The organism is Stenotrophomonas sp. G106K1, from assembly GCF_037969685.1.
GTDB classification, from domain to species: Bacteria; Pseudomonadota; Gammaproteobacteria; order Xanthomonadales; family Xanthomonadaceae; genus Stenotrophomonas; species Stenotrophomonas lactitubi.
This window is the reverse complement of record NZ_JBBPFR010000006.1, coordinates 212,361-226,027: the sequence shown is the minus strand read 5'-3', so window position 1 is coordinate 226,027 and position 13,667 is coordinate 212,361. Positions and strand designations below refer to the sequence as shown.

The 13,667-nt window shown below is 67.9% G+C and carries 15 protein-coding genes; all 15 read left to right on the top strand.

Annotation, left to right across the window (positions count from 1 at the left end; genetic code table 11):
- The first annotated feature begins 243 nt into the window (after positions 1-243).
- The 15 genes from fliE to WKB25_RS08605 all read left to right on the top strand — a co-directional run bounded on the left by fliE (position 244) and on the right by WKB25_RS08605 (position 13,630).
- Positions 244-609: a flagellar hook-basal body complex protein FliE gene (fliE, locus tag WKB25_RS08675; protein WP_340569994.1), complete on the top strand. Its 366-nt coding sequence runs from the start codon at positions 244-246 to the stop codon at positions 607-609.
- A 12-nt stretch (positions 610-621) separates the two neighbouring features.
- Entirely contained in the window at positions 622-2,268 is a 1,647-nt protein-coding gene (gene fliF / locus WKB25_RS08670) for a flagellar basal-body MS-ring/collar protein FliF (protein WP_340569993.1), read from the top strand.
- Between the two features lie 10 nt (positions 2,269-2,278).
- A complete protein-coding gene (gene fliG, locus WKB25_RS08665) occupies positions 2,279-3,265 on the top strand; it encodes a flagellar motor switch protein FliG (protein ID WP_099818764.1) in 987 nt (328 codons plus the stop codon).
- Positions 3,262-3,903: a FliH/SctL family protein gene (locus WKB25_RS08660; RefSeq protein WP_340569991.1), complete on the top strand. Its 642-nt coding sequence runs from the start codon at positions 3,262-3,264 to the stop codon at positions 3,901-3,903. Before fliG ends, WKB25_RS08660 begins: the two co-directional genes overlap by 4 nt.
- On the top strand, positions 3,900-5,300 hold the full coding sequence (locus WKB25_RS08655) for a FliI/YscN family ATPase (RefSeq protein WP_099818396.1): 1,401 nt from the start codon (positions 3,900-3,902) through the stop codon (positions 5,298-5,300). The genes WKB25_RS08660 and WKB25_RS08655 overlap by 4 nt, the downstream gene beginning before the upstream one ends.
- Entirely contained in the window at positions 5,297-5,779 is a 483-nt protein-coding gene (gene fliJ / locus WKB25_RS08650) for a flagellar export protein FliJ (RefSeq protein ID WP_340569989.1), read from the top strand. Before WKB25_RS08655 ends, fliJ begins: the two co-directional genes overlap by 4 nt.
- Entirely contained in the window at positions 5,779-6,942 is a 1,164-nt protein-coding gene (locus tag WKB25_RS08645) for a flagellar hook-length control protein FliK (protein ID WP_340569988.1), read from the top strand. Before fliJ ends, WKB25_RS08645 begins: the two co-directional genes overlap by 1 nt.
- A gap of 196 nt (positions 6,943-7,138) precedes the next feature.
- Positions 7,139-7,654 (top strand): flagellar basal body-associated FliL family protein, encoded by a 516-nt coding sequence (locus WKB25_RS08640; protein WP_025878990.1) that lies wholly within the window; start codon positions 7,139-7,141, stop codon positions 7,652-7,654.
- Positions 7,655-7,664: 10 nt separating this feature from the next.
- Positions 7,665-8,669: a flagellar motor switch protein FliM gene (gene fliM, locus WKB25_RS08635; protein ID WP_025878989.1), complete on the top strand. Its 1,005-nt coding sequence runs from the start codon at positions 7,665-7,667 to the stop codon at positions 8,667-8,669.
- Positions 8,666-9,001 carry a flagellar motor switch protein FliN gene (gene fliN / locus WKB25_RS08630; RefSeq protein ID WP_089241007.1) on the top strand — a complete coding sequence of 112 codons (336 nt, stop codon included), beginning with the start codon at positions 8,666-8,668 and terminating at the stop codon, positions 8,999-9,001. Before fliM ends, fliN begins: the two co-directional genes overlap by 4 nt.
- A complete protein-coding gene (gene fliO, locus WKB25_RS08625; protein ID WP_340569987.1) occupies positions 8,998-9,405 on the top strand; it encodes a flagellar biosynthetic protein FliO in 408 nt (135 codons plus the stop codon). The genes fliN and fliO overlap by 4 nt, the downstream gene beginning before the upstream one ends.
- A 1-nt stretch (position 9,406) precedes the next feature.
- Positions 9,407-10,186, top strand: coding sequence for a flagellar type III secretion system pore protein FliP (gene fliP, locus WKB25_RS08620; RefSeq protein ID WP_025878986.1), 780 nt, complete (start codon positions 9,407-9,409; stop codon positions 10,184-10,186).
- 77 nt (positions 10,187-10,263) lie between these two features.
- The gene (locus WKB25_RS08615; protein WP_005413254.1) at positions 10,264-10,533 is read left to right on the top strand and encodes a flagellar biosynthetic protein FliQ; all 270 of its coding nucleotides are present in this window, start codon (positions 10,264-10,266) and stop codon (positions 10,531-10,533) included.
- A gap of 16 nt (positions 10,534-10,549) precedes the next feature.
- Positions 10,550-11,341, top strand: coding sequence for a flagellar biosynthetic protein FliR (gene fliR / locus WKB25_RS08610; protein ID WP_089241001.1), 792 nt, complete (start codon positions 10,550-10,552; stop codon positions 11,339-11,341).
- A gap of 162 nt (positions 11,342-11,503) precedes the next feature.
- Positions 11,504-13,630 (top strand): EAL domain-containing protein, encoded by a 2,127-nt coding sequence (locus tag WKB25_RS08605; protein ID WP_340569986.1) that lies wholly within the window; start codon positions 11,504-11,506, stop codon positions 13,628-13,630.
- Positions 13,631-13,667: the final 37 nt, after the last annotated feature.

Genomic DNA, 13,667 nt, shown 5'->3' with positions numbered 1-13,667 from the left:
ATCCATGCCGCGGCCAAGCCCCCAAGGACGGGTTTACGGCGTCCCCCGCAACCGGACCCACCCCGCCATCCCACGGAATGCAGGTTTTTGACGTTGACGTTGACGTTGCTTCGGCAGGTGCAGGGCGCAGCCCTGCCGAACACCCCCCCAACCGTCACGTCACTGAACCGATCAGCGATTTCGGCACGGCACTTGCACTAGCTCCAGCAGACACCCCCATCCCTGTTTCTGGAACCGTTGCAGATGTCCCACTCCGTCACTTCGATCCTTTCCCAGATCCGCTCCTACCAGACCCAGGTGGGACAGCCCGCGCTCAACCCGCTGGCCGAAGCGCCGCGTAGCAATGCCCTGCCGGGCACGGTGCTGGATGCGCCGCAGGTCCAGCCTGCCAGCTTCACCGAAACCCTGCGCGGCGCCATCGCCGGCGTCAACAACGCGCAACAGAAATCCGGCGCCCTCGCCAAGGCCTTCGAACTGGGTGAACCCGGCGCCGACCTGGCCAAGGTGATGGTCGCCTCGCAGCAGTCCCAGATCGCCTTCCGCGCCACCGTGGAAGTCCGTAACCGTCTCGTCCAGGCTTACCAGGACGTGATGAACATGCCGCTGTAAGGATAGAACCGCATGGCCCTGTCGCTCTCCAAGGAATCCCTGAACGCCGAAAAGGCGGGCCAGTGGTTCGACCGGCTGCAAAGCCTGCAGATCACCCGTCGGCTCGGACTGATGGCGATGATCGCCGTGGCCGTAGCGGCCGGGCTGTTCGTGTTCTTCTGGTCGCAGAAGCCGGGCATGGTGCCGCTGTACACCGGCCTGGACCAGAAGGCCACCGCTGAAGCGACCGACCTGCTGCGTGCCGCACAGATTCCGTTCCAGCTGGACCCGGCTACCGGTGGCATCACCGTGCCGGAAAAGAACCTGCACGATGCCCGCCTGAAACTGGCGGGCTCGGGCCTGACCGACAGCGGCAAGCTCGGCTTCGAGCTGATGGAGCGCGACCCCGGTTTCGGTGTCAGCCAGTTCGTGGAAAGCGCGCGCTACCAGCACGCGCTGGAAACCGAACTGTCGCGCACCATCAATACGCTGCGCCCGGTGCGCGATTCGCGCGTGCACCTGGCCATTCCCAAGCCCAGCGCGTTCACCCGCCAGCGTGACGTGGCCAGTGCCTCGGTCACCCTGGAACTGCGCGGCGGCCAGCAGCTGGAACGCAGCCAGGTCGATGCGATCGTGCACATGGTGGCTGCCGCCATTCCCGATCTGGCGCCGGAACGCGTCACCGTGGTCGACCAGAGCGGTCGCATGCTCAGCGTCAGCGACCCGAACAGCGAAGCGGCGGTCAACGCCGCCCAGTTCGAACAGGTGCGCCGCCAGGAAACCTCGTTCAACCAGCGCATCCGCGAACTGCTGGAACCGATGACCGGCCCCGGCCGGGTCAATCCGGAAGTCAGCGTGGACATGGACTTCTCGGTGACCGAAGAAGCGCGCGAGCTGTACAACGGCGAGCCGCAGAAGCTGCGCAGCGAGCAGATGAGCGAGAACAGCAGCAGCACGCCGGGCCCGCAGGGCGTACCGGGTGCGACCAGCAACAGCCCGCCGGGCCAGGCCGCCGCACCAGCCACCACGCAGGCGCCGACCGAAAGCAGCAAGAACGCGACCCGCAACTACGAGCTGGACCGTACCCTGCAGCACACCCGGCAGCCGGCCGGCCGCATCAAGCGCGTGTCGGTAGCCGTGCTGGTGGACAACGTGCCGCGCGCCGGCGCCAACGGCAAGGTTGCACCGCAGCCGCTGTCGGCGGCCGAACTGACCCGGGTCGAGGCACTGGTCAAGCAGGCCGTCGGCTTCAGTGCCGAGCGCGGCGACACCGTGTCGGTGATGAATGCCCCGTTCGTGCGTGACACCACGCCGGTGGAAGGCCCGAACTGGTGGGAACTGCCGTGGGTGCACGATGCCGGACGCATGCTGCTGGGTGCACTGGTGGTGATGGCGCTGCTGTTCGGCGTGCTGCGCCCGGCACTGCGCGGCATCACCGGGCAGAACCGCAAGAACGAAGAACTGGCGCTGGAGCCGCATACCGCGGACGTGCAGCTGGTCGATGACGATGGCACCCCGCTGCCGGCGCTCGGCGCCGATCGGGCCAGCCTGGGCGGGCCGGAAGCATTGGCCCTGCCGGTGGATTCCTATGAGGAACGACTGCGGATGGCGCGTGAAGCCGTGAAGACCGACTCCAAGCGCGTGGCCCAGGTGGTCAAGGGCTGGGTGGCCAATGACTGAGGTCGCGCCCCTGACCGGCGTGCAGCGCGCCGCCGTCCTGCTGCTGTCGCTGGGTGAACTGGACGCGGCCGAAGTGCTGCGCCACATGGAGCCGAAGGAGGTGCAGAAGATCGGCATCGCCATGGCCACCATGTCCGACATCACCCGCGAACAGGTGGAACGGGTGATGGACCAGTTCAGCCAGGAACTGGGCTCGAAGACCTCGCTGGGTGTGGGCTCGGACGACTACATCCGCAACATGCTGGTGCAGGCGCTGGGCAGCGAAAAGGCCGGCAACCTGATCGACCGCATCCTGCTGGGCCGCAATACCACCGGCCTGGACGCACTGAAGTGGATGGACCCGCGTGCGGTGGCCGACCTGGTGCGCAACGAGCACCCGCAGATCATCGCCATCGTGATGGCACACCTGGAAACCGACCAGGCTGCCGACGCGCTGAAGCTGCTGCCCGACCGCACCCGTGTGGACGTGTTGCTGCGTATCGCCACCCTCGACGGCATTCCGCCCAATGCGCTGAACGAGCTCAACGAGATCATGGAACGCCAGTTCGCCGGCAACCAGAACCTGAAGTCGTCCAATATCGGCGGCGTGCAGTGTGCGGCCAACATCCTCAACTTCATGGACAGCGGCCAGGACCAGGCGATCCTGGGCGAAATCGCACGCATCGACGCACCGCTGAGCGGCCGCATCCAGGACCTGATGTTCGTGTTCGACGACCTGGTGGACCTGGACGACCGCGAGATGCAGCTGGTGCTGCGCGAGGTCAGCGGCGAACGACTGGGCCTGGCCCTGCGCGGCGCCGACATCAAGGTGCGCGACAAGATCACCCGCAACATGTCCCAGCGCGCGGCCGAGATCCTGCTGGAAGACATGGAAGCACGCGGCCCGGTGCGCCTGTCCGACGTGGAAGTGGCGCAGCGCGAGATCCTGGCCATCGTCAAGCGCATGGCCGATGAAGGCACCGTCACCATCGGTGGCAGCGCGGAGGCGATGTTGTGAGCAACGTCGTGCGCTGGCTTGCCCCGGACCTGCTGGCCCAGCCCGAACCGGTGCTGGACCACGAACATGCCTTCGAACTCACCGAGCCGGACCCCGAACATGAGCCGGAGCCGCCGCTGCAGCTGCCTACTCTGGAAGAAATCCAGGCGATCCAGGACAGCGCCGAGAAGGAGGGTTTCGACCATGGCCATGCCGATGGCTTCAGCCAGGGCCAGGCCGAGGTACGCCGACTGGTCGCACAGATCGAGGGCATCCTCGACAACTTCGGGCGGCCGCTGGCGCGTCTGGAAAATGAAGTGGTCGGCGCGCTCGGCGAACTGGCGGTACGCATCGCCGGTGCGCTGGTCGGCCGTGCCTACGAGGCCGATCCGGCGCTGTTGGGGCAACTGGTCGACGAGGCGATTGACGCCGTTGGCGGCAGCAGCCGTGAGGTGGAAGTGCGCCTGCATCCGGATGACATCACCGCCCTCGCCCCGTTGTTGACCCTGTCGCCGCAGCAGCGGCTGGTGCCTGACACCAGCCTGAGCCGTGGTGACCTGCGCGTGCATGCCGAAGCGGTGCGCATCGACGGCACCCTGGAAGCCCGCCTGCGCGGCGCGTTGGACGCCGTGATCCGCCAGACCGGAGCCATCGCATGAACACCGATACCGCCGCGACACCGTCGCCTCCGGCCGACTGGGCCGTTGCCCGCAATCTGCGCCTGGGCAACCGCCTGGACAGCCTGAAGGTCGACACCGCGCACGGCCGCGGGCTGATCCGCGAGGGCGTGCTGCGCCGGGCGGTTGGCCTGACCCTGGAGGCCGTCGGCTGCGAAGCGCCGCTCGGCGCCAGCTGCAAGGTGGAAGTGGTCGACGGCGGCTGGGTCGATGCCGAAGTGGTCGGCTTCGCCGGCGAACGCACCTACCTGATGCCCAGCGCCGAACTGCACGGCCTGCTGCCGAATGCGCGGGTGGTGCCGTCGGCGCGGCGTGGCGGCGTGGAAGTGGGCGAAGGGCTGCTCGGTCGCGTCATCGACAGCGACGGCGTACCGCTGGATGGCAAGGGCCCGATCCGTGCGGAAGGCCACGTCGGCATGGCCGGCGTTTCAATCAATCCGCTGGCACGCGAACCCATCACCCAGCCACTGGACGTGGGCGTGCGCGCGATCAATGCGCTGCTGCCGATCGGCCGTGGCCAGCGTGTCGGCCTGTTCGCCGGCTCCGGCGTCGGCAAGTCGACGCTGCTGGGCATGATGACCCGCTACACCGCCGCCGACGTGATCGTGGTCGGCCTGATCGGTGAGCGTGGCCGCGAAGTGCGCGATTTCGTTGAAAGCACCCTCGGCGAGGAAGGCCTGCGTCGTGCAGTGGTGGTGGCCAGCCCGGCCGACCGGCCGCCGCTGGCCCGCCTGCATGGCGCCTACCGCGCCACCGCCATCGCCGAGTGGTTCCGCGACCAGGGCCTGAACGTCCTGCTGCTGATGGATTCGCTGACCCGCTTCGCGCAGGCACAGCGCGAGATCGGCCTGTCGGTGGGCGAGCCGCCCACTACACGCGGCTACCCGCCATCGGTGTTCGCCAAGCTGCCGGCACTGGTTGAACGTGCAGGCAACGGCGCCAAGGGCCGCGGATCGATCACCGCCTTCTACACCGTGCTGACCGAGGGCGACGATCCGCAGGATCCGATCGCCGATGCCGCACGCGCGATTCTCGACGGCCACATCCTGCTCTCGCGCCGGGTGGCCGACAGCGGCCTGTACCCGGCCATCGATGTGGAATCGTCGGTCAGCCGCGTGGTCACGGAAATCGCCGACGAACCGTGGCGCCTGCGCATCCGCAAGCTGAAGCGGCTGGTCTCGGCCTACTCGGCCAACCGCGACCTGATCGCCATCGGTGCCTATCAGCGCGGCAACGACGCCGCGACCGATGAAGCCCTTGAGCGCTGGCCGGAAATCATGGAATTCCTCGGCCAGGATGTCGCCAAGGCCGCAGATCTACCGCACAGCCAGGCGGCGTTGCAGCGCTTGGTGGAACAAGAGAATGAGAGGCTGACATGATCCAGTCCAAGCGCATCGATCCGCTGCTGAAGCGGGCCCAGGAACATGAGGATGCGGTCGCCCGCGACCTGGCCGAGCGCCAGAGCGTGCTCGACACCCATCTGTCGCGCCTGGACGAACTGCGTCGCTACGCCGAGGAATATGCCTCGCAACAGATGGCCGACGCGCAGATGGCCGCGACCAGCCCGGCGCAGCTGTTGAACCGGCGCGCCTTCCTGGACCGGCTGGACAGTGCGGTGGAACAGCAGCAGCAGACCGTCAACGGCAACCGCGAGAAGGTGGAAGCCGAGCGTGCGCGCCTGATCCTGGCCAGCCGTGACAAGGCGGTGCTGGAGCAGCTGGCCGCCAGCTATCGCGCGCAGGAAAAGGTGGTGACCGACCGCCGCGACCAGCGCGAGATGGATGACATCGGCGCACGCCGCGCGCGCCTGGCGCAGACCGAAGACCAGGATGATGGCGAGCAGGGAGGCCGGTCGTGATGCCCTCGCCCCTGAGCAGCAACGCCAGCGCACCGACGCCTGGCGGCAGCGGCAATGCCAGCACTGCGCGCACCTCGAGCAGTGATTCGCGCAAGGATTTCGGCCAGATGCTGCAGGGCGGCAGCGCGTCGACCGGCACTACCGGAGCCGCGGCCACCGCCAGCAGTCCCGCGAAACCGGCCACCGCCACGTCAACCTCCGATGGCAATCCTGGCAAGGCGACGCCGCGATCGTCCGACGCCGAAGCCACCGCCACGGACGCCACGCCATCGACACCCGCTGCACCGGCAGCGTCGGCAGCCGCCGACGACAAGGACACCCCGGCCAGCGCGGACGACGCACCCTGGCCGCCACTGGGATTGGCTGGCCTGATGCTGGCCGTGCCCACCGGCGTCGATCCGACACCGGCGCTGCCGCCGCCAACCGCCAGCGATACCGACGGCGGCGCGCTGCCCTCCGCTGCACCGGCACTGCCGGCCGCCGCAGTAGCCGCCAACGCGGCACAAGGCGCGGCAGCGCCAGCCACCAGTGCATCGGCATCCGCTGCCAGCGACGCTGAGGCCAGCGGCCTGCCGTTGCCCGAGCTGGTGCTGGGTGGCAAGGCGTTGGATCGTGCAGACGACGGCGACGGCCTGCAGATCGGCGACCGCGCGCCGCCGGCACCGCTGCAACCCCCGCTGCCCGCCGCCCTGCAGGATCTGAAGGCCGCACTGGCCAGCAATGCCGTCTTCAATGGCGAACCCACACCGAAGCCGGTGCTGGGCGACGATGGTTTCGACCAGGCCATCGGCGCACGCATCGGCTGGCTGGCCGACCAGAAGATCGGCCATGCCCACATCCGCCTCAATCCGGAAGACCTGGGGCCGGTGGACGTGCGCCTGCAGATGAACGGCGACAAGGTGCATGCCAGCTTCAGCAGCCCGCACGTCGATGTCCGCCAGGCGCTGGAAAGCAGCCTGCCGCGCCTGCGTGAACTGCTCGGCGAGCAGGGCTTCCAGCTGGCCCATGCCGATGTCGGCCCGCAGCACAGTGGCGATGGCAATCCGGGCAGCCAGACGGCCGGCGGCGGTCGCGGTGGTGACGGAGAACCGTCACTGGCCGACACCACGGTGTCGGCGTCGCAGCTGATCCGCCAGCGCGGGTTGCTGGACGCTTACGCCTGACAGGCGTGCCAACCGAGGTTGGCACCTACCAAGAGCGGGACGGTTGGCACCCACCAGAACACGGGTAGCGCCGGGCCATGCCCGGCGGATTACCGACCGATATCAACACCCGACGGAATTCCGTCGCACCCCTCGCCGGCCACTCCGGCACACCCCTTGCATATCCCGGTGAAGCAACCCTCAGGAGCTTCACCCCGTGGCCGCAGCCGCTGACAAAACCAAGAAGACCGCCGACAAGGACAAGACCGCCAAGCCGCGCAGTCCGATCCTGATCACCGCCCTGGTCGCCGTACTGGCCGCCGGCGCCGCCGGTGGCGGGGTGTGGTTCTTCACCCAGTCCAAGCACGAAGACAAGACCGCGCAGGCACCGAAGAAGACCACCACCCCGGCCCCGGCGCAGTACTTCGCACTGGAACCGGCGTTCGTGGTCAACCTCAACGGTTCGATCGACGGCCCCCGTTACCTGCAGGTGGAAGTGCAGTTGATGACCCGCGATCCGGCCGCGCTGGAAGCGATCAAGACCCACGCCCCGGCCATCCGCGCACGCCTGCTGATGCTGTTCTCGCAGGTCAGCCCGCAGCAGATCGCCGACATCGCCGGCAAGCAGAAGCTGCAGGCCGATTCATTGGCCGAAGTGCAGAAGGTGCTGAAGGCCGAGACCGGCAGCAACGGTGCCGACGACCTGCTGTTCACCAGCTTCGTGACCCAGTAAGGGCTCTCCGATGAATGACCTGCTGTCCCAGGATGAGATCGATGCCCTGTTGCATGGCGTGGACAGTGGCGCGGTCGAAACCGAGCCGGACGCCCCCAGTGGCGAAGCACGCTCCTACGATTTTGCCAGCCAGGACCGCATCATCCGCGGTCGCATGCCGACCCTGGAAATGGTCCACGAGCGCTTCGCGCGCCTGTGGCGGATCGGCCTGTTCAACCTGATCCGGCGTTCGGCCGAACTGTCCGTGCGCGGCATCGAGCTGATCAAGTTCAACGATTACATGCACTCGCTGTATGTGCCGACCAACCTGAACCTGATCCGCTTCAAGCCACTGCGCGGTACCGGCCTGATCGTGTTCGAACCGACCCTGGTGTTCGCCATCGTCGACAACTTCTTCGGCGGCGACGGGCGCTACCCGACGCGCATCGAGGGCCGCGAGTTCACCGCTACCGAAATGCGGGTGATCCACCTGCTGCTGAAGCAGACCTTCGCCGACCTGCGTGAGGCGTGGGCCCCGGTGATGGACGTGGAATTCGAGTACATCAACTCGGAAATCAACCCGCACTTCGCCAACATCGTGACGCCGCGCGAATACGTGGTGGTGTGCCGACTGCATGTCGAACTCGACGGCGGTGGCGGCGACATCCACGTGACCCTGCCCTACTCGATGCTGGAGCCGATCCGCGAACTGCTCGACGCCGGCATCCAGAGCGACCGCAACGACCGCGACGAGAGCTGGGGCCGCACCCTGCGCGAGCAGCTCAACGTGGCCGAAGTGACCCTGTCCAGCGTGCTGGCCAGCAAGCGCATGACCCTGCGCGACCTGACCCGGCTGAAGGTCGGCGACATCCTGCCGATCGACCTCAGCCCGCAGGTGCCGCTGTGCGTGGAGAACATCCCGGTGTTCACCGGTGAGTTCGGCGTCGCCAACGGCATGAACGCCGTAAAGATCACCGCTACCCATCCGCCGGGCACCCGTCCGCGCGTACCCGTCATCCAGGAAGACCCGCAATGAACGATATCGACGCCCTCGAACCGACCCCGGCCCAGTTCAGCAGCCTGCAGGCCGATGAGGCGACCGGCCCGGATTTGAACCTGGACGTGATCCTCGATGTGCCGGTGACGCTGTCGCTGGAAGTCGGTCGCGCCCGCCTGCCGATCCGTAACCTGCTGCAGCTCAACCAGGGTTCGGTGGTGGAGCTGGAGCGTGGTGCCGGCGAATCGCTGGACGTGTTCGTCAACGGCACGCTGATCGCCCATGGCGAAGTGGTGGTGATCAACGACCGCTTCGGCGTGCGCCTGACCGATGTGGTCAGCCCCAGCGAGCGGATCCGGAGACTGCGTTGAGCCTGCTCGCCGCCACCACGCTGGCCGTCGCCAAGACGGCCCCGCAGGTCGGCCAGCATGCGCCGGCCGCACCGAGCCTGTTCGGTGCGGTGCTGGCCCTGCTGGCGGTGCTGGCCCTGGTCATCGGCCTGGGCTGGCTGCTCAAGCGCCTGCCCGGCAGCGGCTTCCGCCCGGCCGAGGGCATGAAGCTGGTGGCGAGCCTGAATGTCGGCGCCAAGGAGCGCGTGGTGGTGGTCGAGGTCAACGGCCAGCAGCTGCTGCTGGGCGTGACCGCCGGTGGCATCAATGCCCTGCATACGCTGCCCGAACCGCTGCCGCCACCTGCGCCGGTGCGCGTACCCGACCTGAAGAACCTGCCGAATTTCGCCCAGCTGCTGCAACAGCGGCTGCGCAAGGACCCCTGACATGCGTGTGACCCGTTCCCGTCTTGCCACCCTGCTGCCGTGGCTGAGCCTGATCGCCCTGTGCCTGCTGCCTGCGTTGGCGTTCGCCGCACCGGGCGCGCCGACCACGCCGCTGCCGGACATCAACGTCGGCAAGATCGGCGGTGCGCCGGTCAGCCTGCCGCTGCAGACCCTGCTGCTGATGACGGCGATCACCCTGATCCCGTCGATGCTGCTGGTGCTGACCTCCTTCACCCGCATCATCATCGTGCTGGGCCTGCTGCGGCAGGCGCTGGGCACCGGCCAGACGCCATCCAACCAGGTGCTGCTGGGGTTGGCCCTGTTCCTCACCGCGATGATCATGCTGCCGACCTGGGACAAGGCCTGGAGCACCGGCATGGCGCCGTACCTCAATGGCGAGATCGACTTCCAGACTGCCTGGACGCTGACCACCACGCCGCTGCGCGCCTTCATGCTGGCGCAGATCCGCGAGACCGACCTGATGACTTTCGCCGGCATCGCCGGGCACGGTACCTACGCCAGCCCCGATGCGATTCCGTTCCCGGTGCTGGTCGCGTCGTTCGTCACCAGTGAACTGAAGACCGCCTTCGAGATCGGCTTCCTGATCTTCATCCCGTTCGTGATCATCGACCTGGTGGTGGCCAGTGTGCTGATGTCGATGGGCATGATGATGCTGTCGCCAATGCTGGTCTCCGCGCCGTTCAAGATCCTGCTGTTCGTGCTGGTCGATGGTTGGGTGCTGACCGTCGGCACGCTGGCGGCGAGCTTCAATCCGGCCTGACAGACGCGACGCCGGGCAGTGCCGGCCGCCGCATTGACCACCGCCAGGCATGGCCTGGCGCTACCGATGGAACCCTGATGTCTCCCGAACTTGCCCTGACCGAACTGCGTGGCGGCCTGATCACCGTGCTGTGGGTTGCCGGCCCGCTGCTGCTGACCGTACTGGTGGTCGGCGTTGTGGTGGGCGTGGTGCAGGCCGCGACCCAGCTCAACGAGCCCACCATCGCCTTCGTTGCCAAGGCCGCAGCGCTCACTGCGGTGTTGTTCGCACTGGGCAGCCTGCTGATCGGCCATCTGGTCGAATTCACCACGCTGTTGTTCCAGCGCATTCCGCACCTGATCGGCTAGACGGACGCGCACGCAGATGGACGCCGCCACCCAGATGGCTGCCGACGGCCTGAATGCCTTCGGCATGATCGGCACCGTGCTGTGGACCATGCTGCGCATCGGCGCGGTGGCCATGGCAATGCCGATGATCGGTACCCGCGCCGTGCCCGGCCGGGTGCGCGTGATGCTGGCCGGCACCCTGGCCATTGCATTGGCGCCCCTGCTGCCGCCGGTACCTGACTGGACCGGCTTCGACGCCGCCACCGTGCTGACCATTGCCCGCGAGCTGGCCATCGGCGTGGCCATCGGTTTCATGCTGCGTCTGGTGTTCGAGGCGGGCGCGATGGCCGGCGAACTGGTCGCCCAGGGCACCGGCCTGGCGTTTGCGCAGATGAGCGACCCGCTGCGCGGCGGCACCTCCGGTGTCATCGGCCAGTGGTTCTACCTGCTGTTCGGCCTGCTGTTCTTCACCGCCAACGGCCATCTGGCGCTGATCTCGCTGGTGGTGGACAGCTACCGCGCCCTGCCGATCGGTGCGCCCCTGCCCGACCCGCACGCCTTCTTCAGCATCGCCCCGACCTTCCTGCTGACGGTGCTGCGAGGGGCACTGACCCTGGCCATCCCGCTGACCGTGGCGATGCTGGCGGTGAACCTGGCCTTCGGCGTACTGGCCCGCGCCGCACCGGCGCTGAATCCGATCCAGCTGGGTCTGCCGGTGTCGCTGCTGCTGGGCCTGTTCCTGCTGACCCTGCTGGTCGGTGAAATGGGTCCGCCGGTGCAGCGCCTGTTCGATGCCGCCTTCGAGGCTGCGGGTGCCGTGACCCGCTGACGCGGTCATCACGTTTTGCTGCTTGCCGTCCCCCCCGGTGCCCGCGTTAGAGTGAATGGGCAGCGACCGGGGGGACGCTGCAACCGGCGGCCTCTGGTCGCCCGCCTTACGCATGCCCCGCCGTAGTTTTTCCGTTGACAGGCAGGTCCGGGAGACTGACGAATGCTGGAAGGCACGTACAACCCGTGGCTGGTGGCGACCTCATTGCTGGTTGCAGTGATGGCGTCCTACACCGCACTGGCGATGGCCGGGCGCACCGTCACCGCGCCCGGCAAGGGCGCGACCTGGTGGTGGCGCCTGGGTGGCGGCTTTGCGATGGGGCTGGGCATCTGGTCGATGCACTTCATCGGCATGCTCGCCTTCGACCTGCCCATTCCGTTGGGCTACGACCTGCCCATCACCCTGCTGTCGCTGGCACTGGCGATCGGCTCGTCGGTGTTCGCGCTCTGGCTGGTATCGCTGCGTACCCTGCCCCATCCACGCCTGGCCGGTGGTGCCCTGCTGATGGGCAGCGGCATCGCCAGCATGCATTACGTGGGCATGGCCGCGATGCACATGCAACCGGGCATCGACTACCAGCCGGTGTGGCTGCTGCTGTCGCTGCTGGTTGCGGTGGCCGCGTCGTGGACCGCGCTGTACGTGGCCTTCCGCCTGCGCGCGCAGCACACCCGCATCGGCGACCGCCTGGCCGCGGCCGGCCTGCTCGGCCTGGCCATCGTCGGCATGCACTACACCGGCATGGCCGCCGCCCGTTTCCCCGAAGGCAGCGTCTGCGGCGCCGCGGTGGGCGATGGCCTGCAGAACAACTGGCTGGCGATGCTGGTGGTGGTGCTGACCGTGGCGATCCTGGCAGTGGTGCTGGTGGTGTCCTGGCTGGACCAGCGGGTGGAGGCGCAGCTGTTGCGCCTGCGCAATTCTCTGCTCAGCACCTCCTTGACCGACGCCCAGCAGGAACTGACCCAGGCCGCGCTGCACGACCCGCTCACCCGCCTGCCGAACCGGCTGCTGCTGCAGCGGCGCATCCTGCAGGCCCTGGCTGAGGCCGAACAGGGCGGCAGCCGCTTCGCGGTGATGTTCATGGACCTGGATGGCTTCAAGCAGGTCAATGATGCCTATGGCCACCAGGCCGGCGACGCGCTGCTGGTGGCCGTGGCCGAACGCACCCGCCAGCTGCTGCGCCCGCACGACATGCTGGCACGGCTGGGCGGCGACGAATTCGTGCTGGTGGTGCGCATCGAGCAGGACGAGGACCTGCCGACCCTGGCCCGGCGCATCCTGCAGGCGGTGGGCAGCGGCCCGCTGCTGCCGGACCACGAGCTGCAGGTGAGCGCCAGCATCGGCATCGCGATCTGCCCCGACCATGCCGCCAGCGAACGCCAGCTGATGGCCTTCGCCGATGCGGCGATGTACCAGGCCAAGGAGTCGGGCCGCAACGCGTTCGTGCTGTTTGCCGACTGGATGAACGACAGCGCCGAGCAGCAGTTCCGCCTGCTGGCCGACCTGCGCCGGGCGATCGGCAGCGAGCAGCTGTTCCTGCATTACCAGCCGAAGATCCGCGTGGCCAGCCAGAAGGTGGCCGGCGCCGAAGCGCTGATCCGCTGGCGCCACCCGGAACAGGGCCTGATTCCACCGGACCGCTTCATCCGCCTGGCCGAGCGCAGCGGTGCGATCAACGAAATCGGCCGCTGGGCGCTGGACCAGGCCTGCCAGCAGCTGCGGCACTGGCACGATGCCGGCCACGACGGCTGGACCATGTCGGTGAACCTGTCGCCGGTGCAGTTCAGTTCACCGCACCTGCTGCAGGACGTACGCGAGGTGATCGAGCGCTACGCGATCGCCCCGCGCAACCTGGTGCTGGAGATCACCGAAAGCACGGTGATGCGCGATACCGATACCAGCCTGCGCCTGCTGCAGAGCTTCTCCGCCCTGGGCGTGGGCATTTCCATCGATGATTTCGGCACCGGTTACTCCAGCCTGCTGTACCTGAAGCGCCTGCCGGCCACCGAGATCAAGATCGACCATGCGTTCGTGCGCGACCTGGAACACAGCGCCGAGGACGTGGTGATCGTGTCGGCCATCGTGGCGCTGGGCCACGCGCTGGACATGGATATCGTGGCCGAGGGCGTGGAGACCGCCGCGCAGCGCGCCTACCTGGAGCGCCTGGGCTGCGACTACCTGCAGGGCTTCCTGCTGGGCCGGCCGGTGGACGCCGCCCGCTTCATGCAGCTGCACGACCTGCCGCGGCCACGGGTGGAACTGGCCAGCGGACCACCCCGCAACCCCCAGTAGATCCACGCCATGCGTGGATGGCCCTTCCCGCGGACCC